Origin of the sequence: Rhizobium sp. SU303 (genome assembly GCF_021052345.1) — a bacterium.
GTDB classification, from domain to species: Bacteria; Pseudomonadota; Alphaproteobacteria; order Rhizobiales; family Rhizobiaceae; genus Rhizobium; species Rhizobium laguerreae.
Genome location: NZ_CP088097.1, coordinates 74,859 through 95,730, shown reverse-complemented (window position 1 = coordinate 95,730; position 20,872 = coordinate 74,859). Strand labels below are relative to the sequence as shown.

Below are 20,872 nucleotides of genomic sequence, written 5' to 3'. Positions count from 1 at the left end.
GCCTCGAACTCCTGCCTCCCGCAGAGCGACTACGCATTCTTCTTAGGCGCTCAACTTACCAAAACTTCGGACAAGCTGCGAAAGCATCCCCCAAGTTGCCAAGAAATGGCCCATCCAGGTCGCTCTTCAAGTGAGCTTCAAGGCATATCGTTCCTTGTGAAATGATCGGCTCATGCACTTGAATTGTAATTTCAAAGCATGTTGAAGTTCGTTCGATGACAAAGCGGAAGTATTCGCTCATGTCCAAAAGCTTGAGGGTTTTAGGCTCTTTAGATGACAGATCGATCCTAAATTGATCCCATATCTCTGTATCGAACCAAACATCTGTCGCGAGGTAGGAAAAACATCCTGTGGAATGGTTAATACCCACTCGGACGCTCCAACGCGTTGAGCGTTGATCGTTTGGATCCAGCTCCAGAAAGCCCAGCTCCAAGGAAACGTTTTCCGTGTCAAAAGTTATATCAGTCATTTGTACAAAGCATGCTTGATCACAGGGAGAAGATCCGTCGAAGGCAGGAATACGTTGAGGGGCAGAAGGCCGGTCAGCACCAGCCGTGACTTGCCTTGTGCTGGGAATCGGCTGGCGCATTTGATATTGCCAACGTGAGCACATTAACGTTCTTGGCGACTTGGGCAAACTGCGCGACTTCGCATGCCGAAGCTCCGGTGCAGCGATAGTAACAGTCGTCAAACTTCTGAGATTTTAGGGCCGGTGCCGCTTGAGCCGGCGCCTTTTCGGCCGGGATAGGCGATTGCGAAAAAGACGGATTGGCACAAGCAGCAACCATCAGAGCGGCGGCGACAGTCCGGCCCTTAACTCGATTATGCTCGTTTTCGGAGAGTTGTGCGGTTATTGCAACACATGCGCTAGCAATTGCTACCCTCCTTGCTCCGAAGCATCAGGGTTTCGCATGGGGATCTTTCACATGCCATTCTTCCACCTCGAACTGAACGTTAAGGCCCGAATGCTGATCGAGGCCGAAACCAGGGAGCACTCCACTTGGGCTGACTACGGAATTAGGGAATGGAAAGCAAAAAGGGCGCTCGACCCTTGCGGGGAGCGCCCTTATCCTGTCGGACAACGAACAGTTCGACGACGTCGATACCGCGCGCATCCATTTTTCAGGCAGGACGGGTATATGGACCCTTTCCGCCGGGGTTTCAAGAGGCGGTTCAGCGGTTCTGCACGATAATCGGCCGTAGTCGATCAGGAGGCGACCCCGGTGATCGGATTGACCACAGGTCTTTCGCTTTTGTCCCTGACCCCAGCCGGCTGCACCGCCGGCGGCGCCATCGATTCTGCGTCTGCGGGCTCCGGCTTCTCAGGAACGGCGCCGACATCTTTGGGGCGCCGCTGCTCGGGCTTTACGTTTTGATCATTCGTCGACATTGTCAGTCTCCTTTCCAGGAAGAAGTCACGGCCGTCGACATGGTTCCGGCGATGGGATGGAGGACTACCGATGCTTGACAGGTTTTTGCTGCAGGGGCCTCAGGATGCGCGCTTCACGATCCTTCTTGCGCATGGCGCCGGCGCGCCGATGGATTCGGCATCGATGACATCAGCGGCAAATGCGCTCGCCGGCGTCGGCTTCCGCGTCGCTCGTTTCGAATTCGCCTACATGGCAGCCCGCCGTACCTCGGAAGGCCGCAAGCCGCCGCCGCGCGCCGAAACGCTCAATCCCGAATACGAGGCGGCCGTTGAAGATCTCGGCGCCAGCGGCCCTCTGATTATCGGCGGCAAGTCGATGGGCGGCCGGGTCGCCAGCATGGTCGCCGACGATCTCCATCGTCAGGGGAAGATCGCCGGCCTGCTCTGCCTCGGCTATCCCTTCCATCCGCCCGGCCAGCCTGGGAAGCTGCGCACCGGCCATCTCACAGGGCTGACGACGCCGGCGCTGATCTGCCAGGGAACACGCGATGAATTCGGCACGCGGGACGAGGTGCCGGGCTATGATCTCTCCGACAGGATCGAGATCCTCTGGCTCCAGGACGGCGACCACGACCTCAAACCGCGCAAGACGATCTCCGGTTTCTCCAGTGCCGATCACCTCGCCACGATGGCGAAAGCGGCAAAGGCATGGGCCGAACGGTTGCCGGTTTGAGCATCACCCACATCCCCGGCGGCGCCGTCAGGCAGCAAGCTTCCTGACATCGATGCGCCGGTCGGTGGCTGAAACGGTGATTTCGAAGTGGTCGGCCTGCACCACGCCCTGAATATTGCGCGGCCGGTGGGCGACGATGGCCACTCCGCTTCTCAGCCGGACACTGTCATAGAGGATACCGGCGCCGCCGCTCGAACGCACCTCTTCCCCCAGCACCTGCGACGCCGCATAGCTGGTGCCGTCATAGACATCGGGCCGTAGCGTCTGCTCTCCGCGAATGTCGAGATAGTCCCCAAACAGGGTGGCCGAATAGCTTCGATAGGTGCGCGCCATCGTCACCACCCCGCACGCGACAGCCTCGCGCCTGAGATGATGACCAACTTCGGCGGCGGCCGTCTTGAGATCGTCGGCTGCATACCAGGCGCCGAGATCGGGGCCGTTGAAGCGCATTCCTCCCGGCGCGACATGCAGGAAGGCCGCCATGACAATGCTGGCATTGGCAACGCCGTAAACCCATTGGTCCTCGGGAAGCCGTTGGATGCGGTCGGCGACGAGACGATCATTGGTCCAGCCGACGAGATCCATCACGGCTTGGAGATCGGCCGCCCGCGTCACCGTCTCAAAAAGCCCGATCGGCGGAAATTGCGATGGGATCAGTCGGTACGACGGACGCGGCGCCTGAGCAAAACGGTCGCTCACCGGAAGACGATGTCCGCATCTTCGTAAGGTGTGAACGCTTCGTCGAGCATATTCGGCTGCATGTACAGACCGCCGCGGGCGCCGTCGAGAAACCGGCGTACGGTCATCAACCCGTCCTGGGTCCCGTTCGTCACGATATCAAGCGGCGGATGGCCGCCGAAAACAGGCGCCTGATGCGGCGAGCGCAGCCAGGCGACGCCGGCGCGTTCATCGGAAAACAGCACGCCGAGCGCCTGATGGATGCCGAGCACGGCCGAGATGCGGGTCAGCGTATCGACATCGAGCGTGAAAGCGCCGTGCTCGCGCGCCTGTTTGGCCCAATTGTGGTAGGTCGACCGAGAGGGATAGCCGAGCACGAGCAGACGTTGCTCTTCCGTCAGCCCCCAGAGATCGGCGATCGCCAGAAAGGTTCGCAGGGCCGGGGCGCTCAGCCTCTTGCGGTTGGCCGGAGCAAACCGCTCCATGTCCAGCCGCTGTGGCCCCTGGTCTTCCCGTTGCTCCCGTCGCGCATGCTGCATGAAAGCCTCCTGTCTTGAATTAGACATAGTCCAAATCTGGGCATTGATCAAGCGAATTTAAAGGACCGCCTCGCCTGCCGCCTCCCGGATCGTCTGCATCAGGATCGATTGCGGCAGAGACGGCACGGCATCGGCGCGCATCGTCAATCCGACCGGCCCCTTGGTCTCGCCGGTATCAACCGGCAGAAGCGCCAGCCGCCCGTCGGCGACATCGCCGGCCACCACGCCGTTGGAAATGATCCAGATCGCATCGCTTGCCCTGAGGAATGCGCGGCCGAAGGAATCCGACACCGTCTCGATCTGGTTCGGCAGGCTGGAGACACCGTTGGCGATGAGGAAATTTTCAACCACCGGCCGGATGATCGAACCCCGTGTCGGCATCAGGACCGTGTAGTTGCCGAAGCCGGCAAACAGCGATTGCCGGCCGTCGAGCAGCGGATGGCCGGCGCGCACGGCAAACACCACCTGCTCGGAATAAAGATGCTCGAAGGAAAAGCCCGCCATCTTCTCGGCACCGGCCAGACGTCCGACGACGAGATCGAGATCACCGACGTGAAGCTGCTCCAAGAGCACGGCGTTCTCGCCGGTGACGATCTTCACCCGGCTCCAGGTCTTTTCCTTGAGGAAAAGTTCCATCGCGCGCGGCATGATGCGCGATGACACCGTCGGCAGCGCGCCGATCCGGATCGGCGGCGCATCGGCGAACTGCTCCTGCGAGACGGAATCGAGGCCCTGGCGCAGCGCCGTCAGCGCAGCCCCGGCGTGGCGCAGGAAGACCTCGCCGTAGCGGGTGATCTTGATGCCGCGGCCGTCGCGCTCGAAAACATCGACACCCAGGACTTGTTCAAGTTCGCGGATCGTCTTGGTGACTGCCGGCTGGCTGACATGCAGCAATTCGGCGGCCTTCATGACGCTCTTCTGCCGCGCCACCTCGACAAAGGTTTGCAGATGGCGGAACTTGACCCGACTGTCGATCATCGCATAACTCCTGGGTTATCGAAACGCCAATAAATATCATTTTACTTAACCGGATCAACCAGTCAATTTCACCATTCAGGAGGAGAGTGACGTGCAATTCGCCCGCATAAACGACGTGACGATCCATTATCAGATCATTGGTGCCCCCGCCGACAGGCCGGTCATCGTCTTCGCCAACTCGCTAGGCACGGATTTCCGCATCTGGCGCGACGTCGTGGTGCGGCTTGCCGGTGAATTTGCCATCGTGCTTTACGACAAGCGCGGCCACGGCCTTTCCGATGTCGGTCAGCTCCCCTCATCGATCGAGGACCATGCGACGGATCTCGCCGGCCTTCTCGATCTGCTGTCGGTCAAGGATGCCGTCATCTGCGGCCTCTCCGTCGGCGGCCTGATCGCCCAGTCGCTCTATCACCGCCGGCCGGATCTGGTCCGCGCGCTCATCCTCTGCGACACCGCCCACAAGATCGGCACGGCGGAGAGCTGGAACGCCCGCATCGCCGCCGTCGAGAAAAACGGCATCGCCAGCATCGTCGACGCCATCATGGAGCGCTGGTTCACGCCCGCCTTCCGCCGGCCCGAGAGCACCGCCTATGCCGGCTATTGCAACATGCTGACGCGCCAGCCTGTCGAGGGTTATGTCGCCGCCTGCGCCGCTATCCGCGACGCCGATTTCACCGAGGTTGCAAAGACGATCGCTGTCCCGACGATCTGCATCGTCGGCGATCAGGATGGCTCGACGCCGCCCGATCTCGTGCTTTCGACCGCGCGGCTGATCTCAGGCGCCCGTTACGAGATCATCCCTGATTGCGCGCACATTCCCTGCGTCGAACAGCCGGAGGCGCTGACGGCGATCATCCGCGCCTTCCTCACATCCATTCCGCCTGGAGAAGTCAGCCCATGAATGAAACCGCGTCCCCTTCCGAGCGCTATCGCCAGGGCATGGCGACCCGCCGCGCCGTGCTCGGCGACGCCCATGTCGACCGCGCCGCCACTGCTGCGACGGAGTTCGACCGGCCCTTCCAGGAACTGATCACCGAGGCCGCCTGGGGCCATGTCTGGTCGCGCCCTGCACTGACGAAGCGCGAGCGCTCGATCATCACGATCGCTCTGCTTGCCGCGCTTGGCCAGGACGACGAGGTTGCCATGCATGTGCGCGCCACCGCCAATACGGGGGCGACCCGCGAGGATATCTGCGAGGCGCTGCTGCATGTGGCGATCTATGCCGGCGTTCCCGCGGCCAATCACGCGATCAAGATCGCAAAGCAGGCCTTTGAACAGATGGACGCCGAAAAGGCGGCCTGAGAGGAGGAACATGTCCGAACGACCGAACCGCAAGCCCGAGACCAGCGGCTTCTTCGCCCGCGACCGCGCCTGGCATGCGCCGGCGCTGACGCCTGGCTACAAGACCTCCGTCCTGCGCGCGCCGCAGCGCGCGCTGCTCTCGCTCGACGGCACGATTTCCGAGACCACCGGCCCGGTCTTCGGTCATTCGATGATCGGCGAACTCGACAACGACCTGATCCTGAACTACGCGCAGCCCGGCGAAAGCGCGATTGGCGAGCGCATCATCGTCCATGGCCGCGTGCTCGACGAGCGCGCCAGGCCGGTTGCCGGCGCCTTGGTCGAGTTCTGGCAGGCCAATGCCGGCGGCCGCTATCGCCACAAAAAGGAAACCTATCTCGCCGCGATCGACCCGAATTTCGGCGGCTGCGGCCGCGCCATCACTGACGACGAAGGCCGCTACCATTTCCGCACCGTCCGTCCCGGCGCCTATCCCTGGCCGAACGGCATCAACGATTGGCGTCCCGCCCATATCCATTTCTCGATCTTCGGCCATGGCTTTGCCCAGCGCCTGATCACCCAGATGTACTTCGAAGGCGATCCGATGATCTGGAAATGTCCGATCGTCGGCACCATCCCCGACAAGGCGGCGATCGAGCAGCTGATCGCGCCGCTCGACTGGGGCAATACCATTCCGATGGATTCACGCGCCTATAAATTCGATATCGTGCTGCGCGGTCGCCGCTCGACGATGTTCGAAAACAAATTGGAGGGCAACTGACCATGCAGCAGCTCGGCTACCTCAAGGAAACCCCGTCGCAGACGGCGGGCCCCTATGTCCATATCGGCCTGACGCCGAATTTCTGCGACATCTCGGGTGTCTACGACACCGATCTCGGCATCGCGATGGTCAACGACAAGACGCTCGGCGAACGCATCACCGTCACCGGCCGGATCTTCGACGGCGCCGGCGCATTGGTGCGCGATGCGGTCATCGAGATCTGGCAGGCAGACAGCGCCGGGCTCTACAACAGCCCGTCGGAAATGCGCGGTGCTGCCGATCCCAATTTCACTGGCTGGGGCCGCTGCTCGACCCGCGCCGAGGACGGCGTCTACAGCTTCGAGACGGTCAAGCCCGGCCGTGTCCCCTTCAAGGACGGCCGCAGACAAGCCCCACACATCACCTTCTGGATCGTCGCCCGCGGCATCAATATCGGCCTGCACACGCGCATGTATTTCCCCGAGGAGACGGAAGCCAACGCCGCCGACCCGCTGCTTTCCCGCATCGAACATCGCGAGCGCGTCGCAACGATGGTCGCCACCCGCGACGGCGCGACCTGTCATTTCGACATCCATCTGCAGGGTCCTAAGGAAACGGTGTTTCTCGATATTTAAAGGCCGGCGTCGCGATCGGCTTGCTGGGGCGGTGATGTGCGGGGTAGCGTCCGCCAGGGGATGTGCCGTACGAGATCACCCGCCCATGAAGCGCGGACGCCGCCTCGAGCCCCTTCAGCGGGGAGAGGGCGGCGGCAGCCGGATGAGGGCCACAACCATGAACCGAGACGATCATGACCGCATCTCCCTTCGACCATCCTTTCCTCTCCGGCCTGCTCGGCGACGACGAAATCGCGCCCTATTTCTGCGCCGAGGCGGATATCCGGGCCATGCTTTCCTTCGAGGCCGCGCTCGCCAAGGCTGAAGCCGCTCACGGCCTCATTCCTGCCGAAGCGGCAAGGCGCATCACCGACACCTGCGCCGCCTTCTCACCCGAGGTCTCCAGTCTTCGATCGGCAACGGCAAGGGACGGCGTCGTCGTTCCCGATCTCATCAAGCAGCTGCGCGCTAGTGTCGGCGAGGAAGCGGCAAAAAGCCTTCATCTCGGCGCGACCAGCCAGGATGTCATCGATACCAGCCTGATGATCCGCCTGAAGGCCGTCGTCTTCCTGTTTGCCGGCCGGCTTTCCACCATCGCCGCTGGGCTCGATGCGCTCAACGGCCAGTTCGGCCGGAACCAGCTGATGGGCCACACCCGCATGCAGGCGGCGATCCCGATCACCGTCTCCGACCGCCTCCGTGCGTGGCGGGAGCCGCTGGCGACCTATCGCGACCGCCTGACCGAGCAGGGTTTTCCCGTTCAGTTCGGGGGCGCGGCCGGCACGCTCGACAAGCTCGGTTCGCAGGCCGCGGCCATCCGGGCCTCGCTCGCCCAGGAACTCGGCCTCACCGATGCACCGCAATGGCAAAGCGGGCGTCTGCCGATCGCCGATATCGCCGGCCTGTTCGCGTCGATTTCAGGCAGTCTCGGCAAGATGGGGCAGGATATCGCGCTGCTTGCCCAGGCCGGCGACGAGATCGAAATCTCAGGCGGCGGCACCTCGTCGGCCATGGCGCACAAGCAGAACCCCGTTTCCGCCGAGGTCTTGGTCTCGCTTGCCCGCTTCAACGCCACTGTTTTATCGGGCATCCACCAGTCCCTCGTCCACGAACAGGAACGCTCGGGCGCTGCCTGGACGCTCGAATGGCTGCTGCTGCCGCAAATGACGATGGCAACCGCCGCCAGCCTGCGACTGGCGAAGGAGCTGACGGGGAATATCAGGCGGCTTGGATCGCCTTAACACCGCTCACACTTTTCGGCATCATGCTCTAGCTCAGAACCTGAAGCCCGTGCTTCTGCACGATCGAGAGCAGCTTCAGCGCGATTCCGCTCGGCCGCTTGGCACCGCTTTCCCACTTCTGCACGGTGGATTCGCTGGTATTCAGATATCGGGCGAAAACCGGCTGGCTGACGTGATTGCTTTCCCGCAGTGCCTTGATCTCTTCAGGATCGAGAACGCCGGGCGAAACGAGGCAACTTTCGTCGAAGGAGCGCATCGTTTCCTTGTCGATTGTGCCGGCGTTGTACATGGCCTCGACTGAAGTGTGGATCGCTTCGAAAGCATCGCTTTTGAATTTACGCTTCGTCTTCATCATCTACCTCCACGAGCGCGCCGGCTCGAAGTTCGGTTTCGATATCGGATGCTGTTTTCTTGCGGTACAAAGCAGCAAGCGCCTTGAAAGCCACTAGCTCCGCGTCGTCGATATTCGCGCGATCCTTCTTGGCGAAAAGATAGGCGAACACCCAAAACCGTCCGGCGTTCGCCAGGACGATCGAACGATGACGGTTGTCTTTCAGACGCTTCTTGAAGACACCGCCGCCCAGATCGTCGGCCTTGCCTTCCGCTACCTGCCTGATAGCTTCACGCAATTCCGAATCCGATATATGCGCCTTACGCGCCGCCTTGGTAAACCAACCCGTCTTGTATATGCGCCCGACCATAGGTTTATGTAGCACCAGGTGCTATACTTATCAAGACGGGCGTGACCTCGGCTCGCAAGCTTTTCTTCCCCTCAACGGAGCAGCCTCGTGACCTTCCCCCTCTTCGATCTCTCCGGCCGCCGCGCCCTCGTCACCGGCTCCAGCCAGGGCATCGGCCGCGCATTGGCGGTCGGGCTTGCCGAACATGGCGCTTCGATTATCATCAACGGCCGCAACGCGCAGAAGGCGGAGGCCGCCGCCGAAGATATCCGTCGCAGCCATCGCCATGCCGTCAGTGCCGCCTTCGACGTCACCGACGCGGAGGCCAGCCGCACCGCCATCGCCTATATCGAAGCGGAGATCGGCCCGATCGACATCCTCGTCAACAATGCCGGCATGCAGTTCCGCGCACCGCTGGAGAACTTCCCGGTCGACAAATGGGACGAGATCTTCAAGACCAACGTCTCCAGCCTGTTCTATGTCAGCCAGCCGGTCGCCCAGGCGATGATATCGCGCGGCCGCGGCAAGATCATCAACATCGCCTCCGTCCAGGCCGAACTCGCCCGTCCCGGCATCGCGCCCTATACCGCGACCAAGGGCGCGGTGAAGAACCTGACGCGCGGCATGGCGACCGACTGGGCGAAATACGGCCTGCAGGTCAATGCGATCGCGCCTGGCTATTTCCGCACGCCGCTCAACCAGGCGCTGGTCGACGATCCCAAGTTTTCCGGCTGGCTGGAGACCCGCACGCCGGCCGGCCGCTGGGGCGAGGTCAAGGAGCTCGTCGGCGCCGCCGTCTTCCTCGCCTCGGATGCCTCCTCCTTCGTCAACGGCCATATGCTGACGGTCGACGGCGGCATCACCGCCTCGCTCTAGAAACAGGATGTCGTCCGAAAACCGCTCACACCTTTCGGCATCATGCTCTGAATACGCATCATCCGAGTTTGGCGATTGCCCGCAGATTGTCGGCCGTCGTCGTCGGGAATTCGAAGAATTCGAGATAGGCGGGGATTTGTTCGAACAACATGTCCGTCCCAACCTGAAATGCACAGCCGCGCGCCCGCACGGCTTCGAGAAAAGGGGTTATCTCCTTCGTCATCACGACTTCACCGACGAAGGTCGATGGCGAGATGCGGTCGATATCGATCGGCAGCGGATCACCCCGTCGCATGCCGAGAGGTGTCGCATTGACGACGATGTCGAATCCTTCAGGATCGGCGGAGCCGACCGTGACTTGAAGCTGCGGATAATATTTCTTCAGCCTGTCCAGCAGCGCGGTCGCGGTCGTCTCATTGGCGTCGAAGATGGCGAGATGCTCCACGCCCGCCTGTGCCAAGGATGCCGCGATCGCCGAGCCGACGCCGCCGGCGCCCGCTATGAGCGCATGGGCTCCTTCAACCTTTTTACCCTTGCGCAACACGCCGCGAACGAAGCCCTCGCCATCGAACATGTCACCGATCAGCCTGCCGTCCGAACCGAGACGCACTGCATTGCACGAGCCGGCGACTTTCGCACTGGTCGACGTTTCGTCGAGCAGCGCCATCGTCGAAATCTTGTGCGGCATGGTGATCAGAGCACCGTGGATATTGGACAACCGGAACAGAAGCTTCAGAAACGCCGGATAGTCCTCCGGCCTGCAGCCCATCGGCACGACGACGGCATCAATTCCGTTCTTCTGAAAGTAAGGATTGTAGATCAGCGGCGCCTTGAAGGACTCCGTCGGATAGCCGAGGTGCGCGATGAGTTTGGTCGTCCCGGTGATCATGTGGTCAGACTTTCTCGGGATCGGAGGAGGCGCTGGCGTCAACGAGGTGGATCATCTGTCCCGAGCGCGCCGATCTCTTGATCGCCTCGACGACCCTGAGCGTGGCGAGGCCCTCCCGGCCACTCACCAGAGGCGTGGCATCGCCACGAATGACCTCGCAAAAATGTCTGAGCTGAACGCAAAGGGGATCGGCTGCTGCGTAAGGCACGCGCTCTTGGGCAAGCTGCTCAAGCCAGTCGGGCCTCGAAGCACTTGTCCAAAGCGTCAAATCGGGAATTCCGAGCGACCCCTTGGTGCCGCCGATCTGGTAGCAGAATTGATCGTAACGGGGAAAAGCGGGGTCCTCCCCGGTTGTCGTCTCCCAGCTCCAGGGCGCGGCCACGGCATCACTGCCGTTGAGGGTGGCAAGCACCCCGCTTGCGAAACGCAGCGTGACGACGGCCGTATCCTCGACGGCATGGTTCCGTACGGCGTGCGATTCAATCGCATGGACGGCTTTGACCTCACCGAAGAAATATCGGAAGAGATCGACATCGTGGATCAGGTTGACGAGAACCGGGCCGGCGCCCGCTTCACGCCGCCAGGGGATATCGAAATAGTCGTCGGGCTTGGCCACCCAGAACGTGCCGTGCACCGTGACGATGCGGCCAAGCCTTCCGCCGTCGACGATCTGTTTGACCGCCTGGATCATCGGATTGTGGCGCCTGTGATGGCCGACCAGCAGCGGTATGCCTGCCTTCTCGCCGGCGGCAACCAGTGCTACGGCAGCATCGACATCGTCAGCGATCGGTTTCTCGATCAGGACAGGGATGCCGGCAGCGATGATCTCCATTCCGTTCTCAACGTGAAGCTGGTTCGGTGTTGCCACGATGACGCCGTCAGGCCTGTCCTCGACGCGGATGTCTAAGAAGTTCCGGTACCATCGAGCGCCGACATTCTCGGCAAAGTCGCGACCGGCGGCGGAAGGATCGATCACCGCCGAGAGAACGGTTCCCGGCTCGGACATGATGCGCTCGGCGTGGCGCCTGCCGATGAGGCCGGCTCCCATGACTGCAATCTCCAGCGGCTTCATTGCCGGCTCCCATAATTTGCCAGACGCATCGACCTTGAGACCCTTACTTCCGCAGGATTTCTCCGAGGAATTTCCTGGTTCGCTCATGCTGTGGGTTTGTGAAGAACTCGGCGGGCGGGGCTTCCTCGACGATCGCGCCGCTGGCCATGAAGATCACGCGATCGGCGACCTGGCGGGCAAAGCCCATCTCGTGCGTGACGCAGATCATCGTCATGCCCTCATCGGCCAGCGCGATCATCGTATCCAGCACCTCCTTGACCATCTCCGGATCAAGCGCCGACGTCGGCTCATCGAACAGCATCACTTTCGGCCGCATGCAAAGCGCGCGGGCAATGGCCACGCGCTGCTGCTGGCCACCCGATAGCTGCACCGGATATTTGTCGGCCTGCTCCAGGATCTTGACCCGCTCGAGCAGCCCGCGTGCCCGTTCCTCGGCCTCCGCCCTACTGACACCGACTGCCTTCATCGGCGCCAGCATGCAGTTCTGCAGCACGGTCAGATGCGGAAACAGATTGAACTGCTGGAAGACCATGCCGACCTCGCGACGGATCGCATCGATGGTCTTGGCCTGATTGCCGAGAAGAATTCCGCCGACGCGGATTTCCCCTTTCTCGTAGGTCTCGAGGTGGTTGATGCAGCGAATGAGCGTCGACTTGCCGCTGCCGGAAGGCCCGCACAAGACGATCCTCTCGCCACTGCGAACCGATATGTTGATGTCGTGCAGGGCTTGAAAAGCGCCATACCACTTCTCCACCCGTTCCATGGTGATCATGGTTTCCGCGCCTTGAGCAGGACTGGGGCTGGTCATCGGTAGAACTCCACATTGGCGGGCTGGACCGCATCGAAGACGAGGGATGCGGATCAGCGCGCGGAGGCGGCAAACTTTCGTTCGAGGCGAGCGCCAAGAATCGTCAGTGGGCAGCACATCAGGAAATAGAGAATGCCCACGATGCCGAAGACCGTCAGCGGTTGGAAGATCTGGTTGGAGATGATGTTGCCGGCCCGCGTCAGCTCGGTGAAGCCGACGATCGATGCAAGCGAGGTGCCTTTGATCAACTGCACGAGGAAGCCGATCGTGGCAGGCAGCGAGATGCGCAGCGCCTGCGGCAGGATGACATCCTTCATCCGTGACACGTATCTGAGGCTGAGAGCCTTTGCCGCTTCCGTCTGGCCGCGCGGGACCGCTTCGATCGACCCGCGCCAGATCTCGCCGAGATATGCACTGGCGTGCAGGGTCAGGCCGATGGCAACGGCCACCCAGGCATCGAGCATCAGCCCCACCAGCGCCAATCCGTAATAGACGACGAAAAGCTGCATCAGCAGCGGGGTTCCCTGGAAGACGGCGATGTAGCCGGCCGTGACGCGTTCCAGCAGCGGTATGCCCGAGGCACGGGCAAGGGCGACACCGAGCCCTGCAATGCCGCCGCAGACAAAGCCAACGGCGGACAGGAGCACGGTCCATTTCAGGCCGATCAGGAGGAAGACGAATTCTTCGTGACCCATGGAATTCCTCCTACTTGACCGGATATTTGAAGTAGCGCGCCGAAAACAGCGCGAAGATGCGCATCATCAGCCAGGAGATCACGAAATAGAAAACCGTGACGGTGAAGTAGACCTCGAAGCTCCGGAAGCTCTCAGACTCGATGCGCTGCGAAACGGACGTCAGCTCGTAGGCCGAAATCGCCGACGCAATGCTGGTGGTCAGCGTCAGCAGGACGAACTGGCTGGTCAAAGACGGATAGATCGCCCGCAATGCCGGCTTGAGGATGATCAGCCGGAAAACCTGAGCCTTGTGCAGACCAAGGGCCAGACCCGCTTCCATCTGCCCTTTCGGAATCGACTGGACGCCGCCGCGAATGATCTCGATTGCGTAGGCACCACCGTTGATGCCGAGCGCGATAATCGCCGTCGGCGTCGGATCCAGCCTGACGCCCGTGAGCGGAAGCGCAAAATAGATGAAGAAGATCTGCACCAGAAACGGCGTGTTGCGGATCAATTCGACGAAGGCGATGACCAGCCATCGCGCCGGCTTCAGCGCGGAGTCGCGGAGCGCAACCCCGCCAATTCCGATGATGATTGCCAGCAGCATCCCACAAATGGCAAGCAAGAACGTCCCGAGGCAGCCGAGCAGAAGGCTCGGCAGGCCATCTATGACCGGGGTGAAATCCAACTTATAATTCATGGCGATCCTTCTGGTCCGTCTTCCTGAAAGTTCAGTCGCGCTTGACCATTCCAGCCATCGCCTGGATAGCGAGTTCGTAGCCATCCGCTCCAAAGCCGATCATAATGGCTGTCGCAACGCGCGAGATCAGCGAATTGTGGTAGATGCTTTCGCGCGCATGAACATTCGAAATATGCAGCTCGATCTTCGGCGGGTCGAACATTTTCAACGCATCGAGAAGAGCGATCGATGTGAACGTATAGCCGGCAGGATTGATGATGATGCCACAGGCGTCGGTCCGGGCCCGGTGCACGCTCTCGACCAGTTCGCCCTCGAAATTGGTTTGCCGAAACTCGACGTCGAATCCCAAAGACTTTGCCTTGGTGAGGCACCGTTTCCTGATGTCGGCCAGCGTCGTGGTTCCATAGATCGCCGGCTCGCGCTGACCGAGAAGATTGAGGTTCGGCCCGTTGAGCACGAAGATTGGTTTGTTCATGATCGCGCTCCTGGATGCGGGCAGAGCCTTAAGCATGGCGGTTGCATTGCCGGGCATCGCATGCCCGGCCTTGTCTCGTGAGGTTTGCCTCTATGAGGACATCATCCTCGGCTTTCTGCCGGGGATCCGCCGCCGTGGATGCTCGGGACGAGCCCGCGCATGACGGAAGAGCGATTGGCCGGCCCTATATCAGCCGGTAAGCCGGGCCTCGTCCGCCTTCGACGTTCGCTCAGTTCGCCGCGAACGGAATGCCTTCCAGCGTTTCCGGGAATTCCGGGACCGGAACCTTCATCCACTTGTCGTAGACCGCCTTGAGTTCGCCGTTGGCCTTGATCTTATCGATGAAGGTGTTGAGCGCCGCATTGATTTCTTTTTCGCCGAGACGCGTGCAGGCACCGTTGTAGAGCTTCTGGAATTCAAGCTTGTTTTCGAATTCACCCGGACGGGCCTTCTCCACCCGGTCCATGTAGAAGATGTTGCCGCCAAGCGTCTCGACCTGGCCAGACACCAGGGCCTGGACGCTCGCGGCGTCTCCATCATAGCGCCGGATGGTCGTGCTCGGCGGTGCGTTCTTGGTGACCTGCGTGTCCTGGGCGGCACCCTTGGCGACGCCGACCGTGAACTTGGCCATGTCGTCATTCTTCTTGATCTCAGCCGACTTCGGACCAATCAGAACGATGGCATTGGCAACATAGGGCTTGCTGAACTGCACGGCCTTTGCGCGATCCGGCAGCATCGCCATCGTCGCGAACAGGACATCGACGCGGCCGGCCGTCAGTGCGGGAATGCGGTTGTTGACTTCAAGTGGCACGAACTCGACGGAAACACCCAGTTCCTTGGCAAACAGCGTTGCGATGTCGGCGTCGAGGCCGTCCTGTTTGCCGCCGCTGGTCACAAAGCCCCAAGGCGGGTTGTCACCCTGAATTCCGACGATGATCTTGCCGCGAGCCTTGATTTCATCAGGGGTGATGGCGGCGGCCGGTTGCGCCAGGGTGACGGCAGCCACCAGGGCCGCGGCTCCGAGCATCGCGTTTCGGCGCGTCAGCATAGACTTGAACATGTGATTCCTCCTCCTTTGGCGGTCACTCGACCGGACAGCCACCTCACCTTTTGACTGTGGAGCAATGATTGCCAGAGACGAGCGCTCAAATCAACAGAGTTTTTCAAAATCATATGAGAATTTATAATAAGACACGCTATTTGAATTCCTCACGACATTTGCCATAATAGTAGCGAGCGATTTCCCGGACGCATCGTGGCGTTCGGCGCTCGTTTTAATCCCGCACGGATATCGGAAGGGCTTTGACATGAGGACCTCGATTGCGACTGTAACGATCAGCGGCGAACTTCCGGAGAAGCTCGAGGCGATCGCCCGGGCGGGCTTCGAGGGCGTCGAGATCTTCGAAAATGACTTCCTCGCCTTTGACGGAAGCCCGGCTGATGTCGGAAAACTCGTCCGCGACCATGGCCTGGAGATCACCTTGTTTCAGCCATTTCGCGATTTCGAAGGCATGCCGGAGCCGCTGCGAAGCCGCACGTTTGACCGCGCGGAACGGAAGTTCGACGTCATGCAGCAGCTTGGAACGGATCTGGTGCTCGTCTGCTCAAACGTCTCGCCGGCCGCCATCGGCGGCATCGACCGGGCGGCGGCGGACTTTCATGAACTTGGCGAGCGTGCCGCCAAGCGTGGACTGAGGGTGGGCTATGAGGCGCTTGCCTGGGGCCGCCATATCAGCGACCACCGCGACGCCTGGGAGATCGTCCGTCGCGCCGATCATCCAAGTGTCGGTCTTATCCTCGACAGCTTTCACACTTTGTCGCGCAAGATCGATGTCAATTCCATCCGCTCGATTCCCAAGGAGAAAATCTTCATCGTCCAGCTTGCCGATGCCCCTGATATCGACATGGACCTGCTCTACTGGAGCCGCCACTTCCGAAATATGCCGGGTGAAGGCGATCTTCCCGTCACGGCGTTCACCGAAGCCGTCGCGGCGACAGGTTATGACGGCTATTTCTCCCTGGAGATCTTCAACGACCAGTTCCGAGGCGGTTTGTCGCGTGCGATCGCTGCCGACGGCCACCGCTCGCTGCTCTATCTCGGCGACCAGGTACGACGCCATCTCGGCATCGGAAGCATGACCGGAGCGGCGATGCCGGAAAGGCCCTCTGTAAAGGGCGTCGGCTTCGTCGAGTTCGCCACGGACGAACAGGATGAAGTCGAGCTGGTTGCATTGCTGCGCACCCTCGGATTCAAAAGGACGGCAATCCACCGCACGAAGAAGGTCTCGCTTTTCGAGCAAGGCGAGATCCGCATCCTCGTCAATGTCGATCAGGCAGGATTCGCGAACGCGGCCTACGCCGTTCACGGTACTTTTGCCTATGCCATGGCCCTGATCGTCGACGATGCGGCCAAGGCCTATGAGCGCGCGCTCGCCTTGGATGCCGAGCCATTCACCCAGCCTGTCGCAGACGGTGAGCTGGAGCTGCCCGCCATTCGGGGTGTCGGAGGCGGGATCGTCTACCTCATCGACGGCAAGAGCGCATCGGGTCGCTTCTCCGAAATCGACTTTCAGCCGGTCACCGACGACAGCGACGCGCCGTCCGCGGGCCTTTTGCGCATTGATCACGTCGCCCAGACGGTCGGCTACGATGAAATGCTCACCTGGCTTCTGTTCTACACGTCCATTTTCGAGACGCGGAAGACCCCGATGGTCGATATCATCGATCCGGCCGGGGTGGTGCGCAGTCAAGTCGTCGAGAACGACACCGGGGCGCTGCGCATTACCATGAACGGCGCCGAGAATCGCCGCACTCTGGCGGGACATTTCATTGCCGAGAAATTCGGGGCCGGCATACAGCATCTGGCGTTTTTGACCGACGACATCTTTGCAACCGCCGAAAACCTTCGTGTTTGCGGTTTCAGATCACTGCACATTTCGCCGAACTACTACGACGACGTCGAAGCACGCTTCGGCCTCGATCCCGCATTGACCGAGCGGCTGAAGGCGGAGAACATCCTCTATGACCGCGACGAGCATGGTGAATATTTCCAGCTCTATAGCGGAACCTATGGAGAGGGTTTCTTTTTCGAGATCGTCGAGCGCCGCGGCTACCGCGGCTACGGCGCCCCGAACGCAATTTTCCGCATCGCCGCCCTGAAGAAACAGATGCGACCGGAGGGAATTCCGAAAGACGCCTTTTGAGACCCTGCTCAGAGAATACGGCCGCTCTTCAGCACATGTTCGACGCCGCTTTGAACGTGCCGTCTGACGACGTCGGTCGCAGCAGCGACGTCGCGCTGAATGGAAAGCTCAAACAGAAGCCTATGGTCATCCACCACAGGCTTTCCGCGAAAACTCTCGGCCAGCATATGGTAGCGAAGAAAGCGGTCGAAGACGGACGACAATGTTGCCATCAGCGTCGCTGAATTGCAGGCCGAGACGATCGCCTGATGGAACTCCCAGTCGTATCGGACCCAATCGACGGTACGCGAGACGTCGCCCGCAAGGAGCTTGCGTTCAGCGGCAGCCAGCCTGTGATGGGCGGCGACGATGCGCCCCTCCCATTCAAGATTTCCGGCAGCGAAGGCAAGGCCGATCGCATGCGTCTCAAGAACGATCCGGAGGTCGGCGAGTTCCAGGAGTTCGCGGCGCGAAGCAGGGCTGACTTCGAAACCACGCTGCCCCTCGGCGACAACAAGGTTTTCCGTGGTCAGGCGGCTCAGGATTTCGCGCAGCGATGAAATGCCGATGGAGTAGCGTTCCTTTGCCTGCTCCAGCTTGATCTTGGCCCCCGGCGGCAATGTCCCCGATATGATATCCTCGCGGATCTGTCGGAAGACGACATCGCTTACGGTTTCAGCCGGGTCGTGGACTTGCTTGAGCATGGCTTTTCCTGGTTCTGCCGAAACATATTCTGTGTTGGGTAAACTTAAGCTCGAAGGGAAACGTCCGGATCATTTCTATTTCAGCGTCCCTCTTGCCAGCGCATGTTCGACCCCGCCCTGGATATGCAGCACGAGCACCCGCTTGGCAGTCTCTGCGTCACGTCGTAATGCTGCATCCAAAAGCTGCTGGTGTTCATTGGCCGCGACATCGCCTCGATAGGACAAGGCAACCATCTGATACCTGAGATATCTGTCGAAGATCACCGAGTGCGTCTCCATCAGCAGTTTCGATCCACAGGCGGATATCAGCGCTTGGTGAAACTCCCAGTCGTAGCGCTTCCAGTCCTCGGCCCTGCTGGTGTCGCCGGATGCCATCACCTGTTCCATCCGAGCCAATTTGTAATGCGCCGATACCAGGGGAGCTTCCCACTCCACGTCGCCATGCACGAAGGACTGCTCCAGGGCATGTGTTTCCAGCAGAAGCCTCAGCGCCGCCGTCTCCTTGAGGTCTGAAACGGACACCGGGGACACTTCGAAACCTTTCTGCCCCTCGGCGAGGACAAGTCCCTCGGAGGACAGTCGGTTCAGCACTTCGCGAAGTGTGCTGATGCTGGTCTCGTAAGACTCCTTCAAGCTTTCCAGCTTCAATTTTTGTCCGGGAGCCAGCCTGCCAAAAATGATGTCGGCCCGAATGCGCCTGTAGCTGCTCTCGGCAATGGTCTCGTTGATAACCGGCTGCAGCATAGCGACTCTCTTATATTTCTTGTATCGTCGGATATATCGCCTTTTGGCATTTTCAATCAAGGAAACATTCACGGAATAGGAACCCCAATTTTCTCATATGATGCGGATTTTCCCGGAGAACGCGGAGAAGTCGGGTCGGCAGGACTGACCACAATAAACGTGCCCCATGCTGTGGGCCTGGCCCTTTGGCGCCGGCTTTCGTGCTGCTCTTAAAATTGGACTTTCGGCTAGACTTGGCGGCAATTGTTTTTTCAATCGCGCGCAACCATCTAATAGGCATGACTCACGGGAAAATGTCCCCACCCTCAGCAACGTGTTTACCGAAAACCAACCATACTGGCTTGCTTTCCGAGCCGAAAGCCGATTGCTTAGGAAAATCTACTTCTTCTTCCGCTAGCGGTTAGGAGAATACAAAGGGGAACAGACAAACCCGTGGAATTCTGCTGCTTCGCATCGAGACGAACTATGACTACGATGGCGACGCGGGAAGGCCGGTTTGAAGAACGATGACGACAGAACTGTTTCAGGTAAAATTTTGGGGCGTCCGCGGCAGTATTCCCGTGTCAGGCCCCGAGTTCGATCGCTACGGCGGTAACACTTCCTGCATCGAGATTCGCTGCGGAGGACATCGGATGATCTTCGACGCAGGCTCCGGCCTGCGCGAGGCCGGGCTTTCGATGCTCGCCGACAGCGTCAGCGACGTCGACCTGTTTTTCAGCCACTGCCATTATGATCACATCATCGGCCTGCCTTTCTTCAAGGCAATCTATTATCCGTCGATCAACGTCAACATCTGGTCCGGCCATCTAGATGGCAAGATGAGCACCCGGGAAATGGTCGAGCAGTTCATTAGCCCGCCCTGGTTTCCCGTCAAGACCGATATCTGTCAGGCGACGATGAATTTCAGCGATTTCCATGCCGGTCAGGTGCTGAACCCGCGCCCGGGCATTGAGATCAAGACTTTCATGCTGAACCATCCAGGTGGGGCGATTGGTTACCGCATCGAATGGCAGGGCCGTTCGATCGCTCTTATCTACGATATCGAACACACTCCCGGCTCCTACGATCCGGTCGCGCTCGAGATGATGCAGGACGCTGATCTCGTCGTCTACGATTGCACCTACAACGAAGACGAGATGCAGCGTTTCAAGGGCTTCGGCCATTCGACCTGGCAGCATGGCACCGAGCTTGCGAAGATGGCAGGCGCCAAGCGCTTCGCGCTCTTCCACCACGCCCCATCCCGGACGGACGAACAGCTGGCGCAGATGGAAGCGGAGGCGCAGGCCGCCTTCCCCGAATCCTTCGCCGCGCGCGACAATCAGACTGTAGTGATCTAGCAGGCTGCTGAAGGCCGGTCCGTCTTGTGCAGTCCGAAGCTCTTCGGCAGAGAGCCTAGCTATCGACCTGAGCAGGTTTGCGACGTCTCGACGGAACAGATGCTGGGCCGGACCGTTTTCCCCGCAGCGCAAAATCAACGAAATCAGGATAAGTCATGACCGTGCTTTCCGGAAAGTGTCTCTGCGGGCAGGTGCGTATTTCCGTCCGAGGCGAACCCTTACGCGTTGGGATCTGTCATTGCACGGACTGTCGGCAGGAAAGCGGTTCGGCCTTTACCTTCTATGGCATCTGGCCCGCTGGCCAATTCGAACATTCAGGGGAAACCGCCGCGTTCCAAGGTCGGCATTTCTGCAGAAGTTGCGGTTCGCGCCTGTTTTCCGCCGATGACCGGGAGGCGGAAATCAAGCTTGGCATCCTCTCCGAGGCGCCGACGCCTCTGGTACCGAGCTACGAACTCTGGATCAAACGCCGCGAACCGTGGCTGCGACCGGTGGAAGGCGCCAAGCAGTATGACGAAGACCGAAAGTGAAGAACAGT

General features: G+C 60.4%; 26 protein-coding genes and 1 pseudogene. 10 read left to right on the top strand and 17 right to left on the bottom strand.

The features are described from left to right. Nucleotides 1–55: 55 nt before the first annotated feature. The 3 genes and pseudogenes from RlegSU303_RS29400 to RlegSU303_RS29390 all read right to left on the bottom strand — a co-directional run bounded on the left by RlegSU303_RS29400 (nucleotide 56) and on the right by RlegSU303_RS29390 (nucleotide 1,390). Nucleotides 56–469, bottom strand: a complete 414-nt coding sequence (locus RlegSU303_RS29400) for a hypothetical protein (protein WP_231283950.1) — start codon at nucleotides 467–469, stop codon at nucleotides 56–58. A 38-nt stretch (nucleotides 470–507) separates the two neighbouring features. Further along, nucleotides 508–788, bottom strand: a pseudogene (locus tag RlegSU303_RS29395) (invasion associated locus B family protein); the annotation flags it as partial. Between the two features lie 419 nt (nucleotides 789–1,207). After that, nucleotides 1,208–1,390, bottom strand: coding sequence for a hypothetical protein (locus tag RlegSU303_RS29390; RefSeq protein ID WP_018071481.1), 183 nt, complete (start codon nucleotides 1,388–1,390; stop codon nucleotides 1,208–1,210). A gap of 70 nt (nucleotides 1,391–1,460) precedes the next feature. Between RlegSU303_RS29390 and RlegSU303_RS29385 the strand changes: the two genes are divergently transcribed. Beyond that, nucleotides 1,461–2,102: an alpha/beta hydrolase family protein gene (locus tag RlegSU303_RS29385; RefSeq protein ID WP_231283949.1), complete on the top strand. Its 642-nt coding sequence runs from the start codon at nucleotides 1,461–1,463 to the stop codon at nucleotides 2,100–2,102. Between the two features lie 27 nt (nucleotides 2,103–2,129). Here RlegSU303_RS29385 and RlegSU303_RS29380 read toward each other — a convergent pair whose 3' ends face one another. From RlegSU303_RS29380 to pcaQ, 3 genes are read right to left on the bottom strand one after another with little or no spacing between them, the layout of a single operon-like run. Next, nucleotides 2,130–2,801: an RES family NAD+ phosphorylase gene (locus RlegSU303_RS29380; protein ID WP_168276378.1), complete on the bottom strand. Its 672-nt coding sequence runs from the start codon at nucleotides 2,799–2,801 to the stop codon at nucleotides 2,130–2,132. Beyond that, nucleotides 2,798–3,319, bottom strand: a complete 522-nt coding sequence (locus RlegSU303_RS29375; protein ID WP_168276379.1) for an MbcA/ParS/Xre antitoxin family protein — start codon at nucleotides 3,317–3,319, stop codon at nucleotides 2,798–2,800. The genes RlegSU303_RS29380 and RlegSU303_RS29375 overlap by 4 nt, the downstream gene beginning before the upstream one ends. Nucleotides 3,320–3,376: 57 nt before the next feature. Continuing rightward, complete coding sequence (gene pcaQ, locus RlegSU303_RS29370; RefSeq protein WP_131719825.1) at nucleotides 3,377–4,297, bottom strand: pca operon transcription factor PcaQ; 921 nt, start codon at nucleotides 4,295–4,297, stop codon at nucleotides 3,377–3,379. A gap of 91 nt (nucleotides 4,298–4,388) precedes the next feature. Here pcaQ and pcaD point away from each other — a divergent pair, with 91 nt between their 5' ends. The 5 genes from pcaD to RlegSU303_RS29345 all read left to right on the top strand — a co-directional run bounded on the left by pcaD (nucleotide 4,389) and on the right by RlegSU303_RS29345 (nucleotide 8,193). Continuing rightward, entirely contained in the window at nucleotides 4,389–5,198 is an 810-nt protein-coding gene (gene pcaD / locus RlegSU303_RS29365) for a 3-oxoadipate enol-lactonase (RefSeq protein WP_017957850.1), read from the top strand. Then, nucleotides 5,195–5,599 carry a 4-carboxymuconolactone decarboxylase gene (gene pcaC / locus RlegSU303_RS29360; protein ID WP_017957849.1) on the top strand — a complete coding sequence of 135 codons (405 nt, stop codon included), beginning with the start codon at nucleotides 5,195–5,197 and terminating at the stop codon, nucleotides 5,597–5,599. Before pcaD ends, pcaC begins: the two co-directional genes overlap by 4 nt. A gap of 10 nt (nucleotides 5,600–5,609) precedes the next feature. Continuing rightward, nucleotides 5,610–6,359: a protocatechuate 3,4-dioxygenase subunit beta gene (gene pcaH / locus RlegSU303_RS29355; RefSeq protein WP_094088482.1), complete on the top strand. Its 750-nt coding sequence runs from the start codon at nucleotides 5,610–5,612 to the stop codon at nucleotides 6,357–6,359. A 2-nt stretch (nucleotides 6,360–6,361) separates the two neighbouring features. Next, nucleotides 6,362–6,973, top strand: a complete 612-nt coding sequence (gene pcaG / locus RlegSU303_RS29350) for a protocatechuate 3,4-dioxygenase subunit alpha (RefSeq protein ID WP_231283948.1) — start codon at nucleotides 6,362–6,364, stop codon at nucleotides 6,971–6,973. Nucleotides 6,974–7,146: 173 nt separating this feature from the next. After that, nucleotides 7,147–8,193, top strand: coding sequence for a 3-carboxy-cis,cis-muconate cycloisomerase (locus RlegSU303_RS29345; RefSeq protein ID WP_017957846.1), 1,047 nt, complete (start codon nucleotides 7,147–7,149; stop codon nucleotides 8,191–8,193). Nucleotides 8,194–8,221: 28 nt separating this feature from the next. Here the strand turns inward: RlegSU303_RS29345 and RlegSU303_RS29340 are convergent, their stop codons facing one another. Continuing rightward, complete coding sequence (locus tag RlegSU303_RS29340) at nucleotides 8,222–8,545, bottom strand: helix-turn-helix domain-containing protein (protein WP_017957845.1); 324 nt, start codon at nucleotides 8,543–8,545, stop codon at nucleotides 8,222–8,224. Continuing rightward, complete coding sequence (locus tag RlegSU303_RS29335; RefSeq protein WP_017991871.1) at nucleotides 8,529–8,894, bottom strand: type II toxin-antitoxin system RelE/ParE family toxin; 366 nt, start codon at nucleotides 8,892–8,894, stop codon at nucleotides 8,529–8,531. The genes RlegSU303_RS29340 and RlegSU303_RS29335 overlap by 17 nt, the downstream gene beginning before the upstream one ends. A gap of 87 nt (nucleotides 8,895–8,981) precedes the next feature. Between RlegSU303_RS29335 and RlegSU303_RS29330 the strand changes: the two genes are divergently transcribed. Beyond that, nucleotides 8,982–9,749 carry an SDR family oxidoreductase gene (locus RlegSU303_RS29330; RefSeq protein ID WP_033183766.1) on the top strand — a complete coding sequence of 256 codons (768 nt, stop codon included), beginning with the start codon at nucleotides 8,982–8,984 and terminating at the stop codon, nucleotides 9,747–9,749. Between the two features lie 58 nt (nucleotides 9,750–9,807). Here RlegSU303_RS29330 and RlegSU303_RS29325 read toward each other — a convergent pair whose 3' ends face one another. From RlegSU303_RS29325 to RlegSU303_RS29295, 7 genes are all read right to left on the bottom strand, one after another. Continuing rightward, the gene (locus RlegSU303_RS29325; RefSeq protein WP_017957843.1) at nucleotides 9,808–10,638 is read right to left on the bottom strand and encodes a shikimate dehydrogenase family protein; all 831 of its coding nucleotides are present in this window, start codon (nucleotides 10,636–10,638) and stop codon (nucleotides 9,808–9,810) included. A 4-nt stretch (nucleotides 10,639–10,642) separates the two neighbouring features. Next, nucleotides 10,643–11,710 (bottom strand): Gfo/Idh/MocA family protein, encoded by a 1,068-nt coding sequence (locus tag RlegSU303_RS29320; protein ID WP_131719820.1) that lies wholly within the window; start codon nucleotides 11,708–11,710, stop codon nucleotides 10,643–10,645. A 43-nt stretch (nucleotides 11,711–11,753) separates the two neighbouring features. Continuing rightward, a complete protein-coding gene (locus RlegSU303_RS29315) occupies nucleotides 11,754–12,518 on the bottom strand; it encodes an amino acid ABC transporter ATP-binding protein (RefSeq protein ID WP_017957841.1) in 765 nt (254 codons plus the stop codon). A gap of 53 nt (nucleotides 12,519–12,571) precedes the next feature. Beyond that, nucleotides 12,572–13,213 carry an amino acid ABC transporter permease gene (locus tag RlegSU303_RS29310; RefSeq protein WP_017957840.1) on the bottom strand — a complete coding sequence of 214 codons (642 nt, stop codon included), beginning with the start codon at nucleotides 13,211–13,213 and terminating at the stop codon, nucleotides 12,572–12,574. 10 nt (nucleotides 13,214–13,223) lie between these two features. Continuing rightward, nucleotides 13,224–13,892, bottom strand: a complete 669-nt coding sequence (locus RlegSU303_RS29305; RefSeq protein WP_017957839.1) for an amino acid ABC transporter permease — start codon at nucleotides 13,890–13,892, stop codon at nucleotides 13,224–13,226. Between the two features lie 31 nt (nucleotides 13,893–13,923). Continuing rightward, nucleotides 13,924–14,367 (bottom strand): type II 3-dehydroquinate dehydratase, encoded by a 444-nt coding sequence (locus tag RlegSU303_RS29300; protein WP_131719819.1) that lies wholly within the window; start codon nucleotides 14,365–14,367, stop codon nucleotides 13,924–13,926. A 229-nt stretch (nucleotides 14,368–14,596) separates the two neighbouring features. Next, complete coding sequence (locus tag RlegSU303_RS29295) at nucleotides 14,597–15,427, bottom strand: transporter substrate-binding domain-containing protein (protein ID WP_062940503.1); 831 nt, start codon at nucleotides 15,425–15,427, stop codon at nucleotides 14,597–14,599. A 247-nt stretch (nucleotides 15,428–15,674) separates the two neighbouring features. Here RlegSU303_RS29295 and RlegSU303_RS29290 point away from each other — a divergent pair, with 247 nt between their 5' ends. Next, complete coding sequence (locus RlegSU303_RS29290; protein ID WP_131719818.1) at nucleotides 15,675–17,570, top strand: bifunctional sugar phosphate isomerase/epimerase/4-hydroxyphenylpyruvate dioxygenase family protein; 1,896 nt, start codon at nucleotides 15,675–15,677, stop codon at nucleotides 17,568–17,570. Nucleotides 17,571–17,578: 8 nt separating this feature from the next. Here the strand turns inward: RlegSU303_RS29290 and RlegSU303_RS29285 are convergent, their stop codons facing one another. Continuing rightward, nucleotides 17,579–18,253 (bottom strand): GntR family transcriptional regulator, encoded by a 675-nt coding sequence (locus tag RlegSU303_RS29285; RefSeq protein ID WP_131719817.1) that lies wholly within the window; start codon nucleotides 18,251–18,253, stop codon nucleotides 17,579–17,581. 75 nt (nucleotides 18,254–18,328) lie between these two features. Beyond that, nucleotides 18,329–18,997, bottom strand: coding sequence for a GntR family transcriptional regulator (locus tag RlegSU303_RS29280; RefSeq protein ID WP_003548443.1), 669 nt, complete (start codon nucleotides 18,995–18,997; stop codon nucleotides 18,329–18,331). Between the two features lie 506 nt (nucleotides 18,998–19,503). Between RlegSU303_RS29280 and RlegSU303_RS29275 the strand changes: the two genes are divergently transcribed. Together RlegSU303_RS29275 and RlegSU303_RS29270 are read left to right on the top strand one after the other, a co-directional pair. Then, the gene (locus tag RlegSU303_RS29275) at nucleotides 19,504–20,334 is read left to right on the top strand and encodes an MBL fold metallo-hydrolase (protein ID WP_131621370.1); all 831 of its coding nucleotides are present in this window, start codon (nucleotides 19,504–19,506) and stop codon (nucleotides 20,332–20,334) included. 155 nt (nucleotides 20,335–20,489) lie between these two features. Then, a complete protein-coding gene (locus RlegSU303_RS29270) occupies nucleotides 20,490–20,864 on the top strand; it encodes a GFA family protein (RefSeq protein WP_131621368.1) in 375 nt (124 codons plus the stop codon). Nucleotides 20,865–20,872: the final 8 nt, after the last annotated feature.

Excerpts from the sequence above, each read along its gene's own strand:
- RlegSU303_RS29310 (WP_017957840.1), bottom strand. The coding sequence starts at position 13,213 with ATGGGTCACGAAGAATTCGTCTTCCTCCTGATCGGCCTGAAATGGACC.
- pcaC (WP_017957849.1), top strand. The coding sequence starts at position 5,195 with ATGAATGAAACCGCGTCCCCTTCCGAGCGCTATCGCCAGGGCATGGCG.
- RlegSU303_RS29315 (WP_017957841.1), bottom strand. The coding sequence starts at position 12,518 with ATGACCAGCCCCAGTCCTGCTCAAGGCGCGGAAACCATGATCACCATG.
- RlegSU303_RS29345 (WP_017957846.1), top strand. The coding sequence starts at position 7,147 with ATGACCGCATCTCCCTTCGACCATCCTTTCCTCTCCGGCCTGCTCGGC.
- pcaQ (WP_131719825.1), bottom strand. The coding sequence starts at position 4,297 with ATGATCGACAGTCGGGTCAAGTTCCGCCATCTGCAAACCTTTGTCGAG.
- pcaG (WP_231283948.1), top strand. The coding sequence starts at position 6,362 with ATGCAGCAGCTCGGCTACCTCAAGGAAACCCCGTCGCAGACGGCGGGC.
- RlegSU303_RS29275 (WP_131621370.1), top strand. The coding sequence starts at position 19,504 with ATGACGACAGAACTGTTTCAGGTAAAATTTTGGGGCGTCCGCGGCAGT.
- RlegSU303_RS29300 (WP_131719819.1), bottom strand. The coding sequence starts at position 14,367 with ATGAACAAACCAATCTTCGTGCTCAACGGGCCGAACCTCAATCTTCTC.
- RlegSU303_RS29400 (WP_231283950.1), bottom strand. The coding sequence starts at position 469 with ATGACTGATATAACTTTTGACACGGAAAACGTTTCCTTGGAGCTGGGC.
- RlegSU303_RS29285 (WP_131719817.1), bottom strand. The coding sequence starts at position 18,253 with ATGCTCAAGCAAGTCCACGACCCGGCTGAAACCGTAAGCGATGTCGTC.
- RlegSU303_RS29385 (WP_231283949.1), top strand. The coding sequence starts at position 1,461 with ATGCTTGACAGGTTTTTGCTGCAGGGGCCTCAGGATGCGCGCTTCACG.
- RlegSU303_RS29270 (WP_131621368.1), top strand. The coding sequence starts at position 20,490 with ATGACCGTGCTTTCCGGAAAGTGTCTCTGCGGGCAGGTGCGTATTTCC.
- RlegSU303_RS29290 (WP_131719818.1), top strand. The coding sequence starts at position 15,675 with ATGAGGACCTCGATTGCGACTGTAACGATCAGCGGCGAACTTCCGGAG.
- RlegSU303_RS29325 (WP_017957843.1), bottom strand. The coding sequence starts at position 10,638 with ATGATCACCGGGACGACCAAACTCATCGCGCACCTCGGCTATCCGACG.
- RlegSU303_RS29335 (WP_017991871.1), bottom strand. The coding sequence starts at position 8,894 with ATGGTCGGGCGCATATACAAGACGGGTTGGTTTACCAAGGCGGCGCGT.
- RlegSU303_RS29340 (WP_017957845.1), bottom strand. The coding sequence starts at position 8,545 with ATGAAGACGAAGCGTAAATTCAAAAGCGATGCTTTCGAAGCGATCCAC.
- RlegSU303_RS29375 (WP_168276379.1), bottom strand. The coding sequence starts at position 3,319 with ATGCAGCATGCGCGACGGGAGCAACGGGAAGACCAGGGGCCACAGCGG.
- RlegSU303_RS29320 (WP_131719820.1), bottom strand. The coding sequence starts at position 11,710 with ATGAAGCCGCTGGAGATTGCAGTCATGGGAGCCGGCCTCATCGGCAGG.
- RlegSU303_RS29390 (WP_018071481.1), bottom strand. The coding sequence starts at position 1,390 with ATGTCGACGAATGATCAAAACGTAAAGCCCGAGCAGCGGCGCCCCAAA.
- RlegSU303_RS29305 (WP_017957839.1), bottom strand. The coding sequence starts at position 13,892 with ATGAATTATAAGTTGGATTTCACCCCGGTCATAGATGGCCTGCCGAGC.
- pcaH (WP_094088482.1), top strand. The coding sequence starts at position 5,610 with ATGTCCGAACGACCGAACCGCAAGCCCGAGACCAGCGGCTTCTTCGCC.
- RlegSU303_RS29280 (WP_003548443.1), bottom strand. The coding sequence starts at position 18,997 with ATGCTGCAGCCGGTTATCAACGAGACCATTGCCGAGAGCAGCTACAGG.
- RlegSU303_RS29295 (WP_062940503.1), bottom strand. The coding sequence starts at position 15,427 with ATGTTCAAGTCTATGCTGACGCGCCGAAACGCGATGCTCGGAGCCGCG.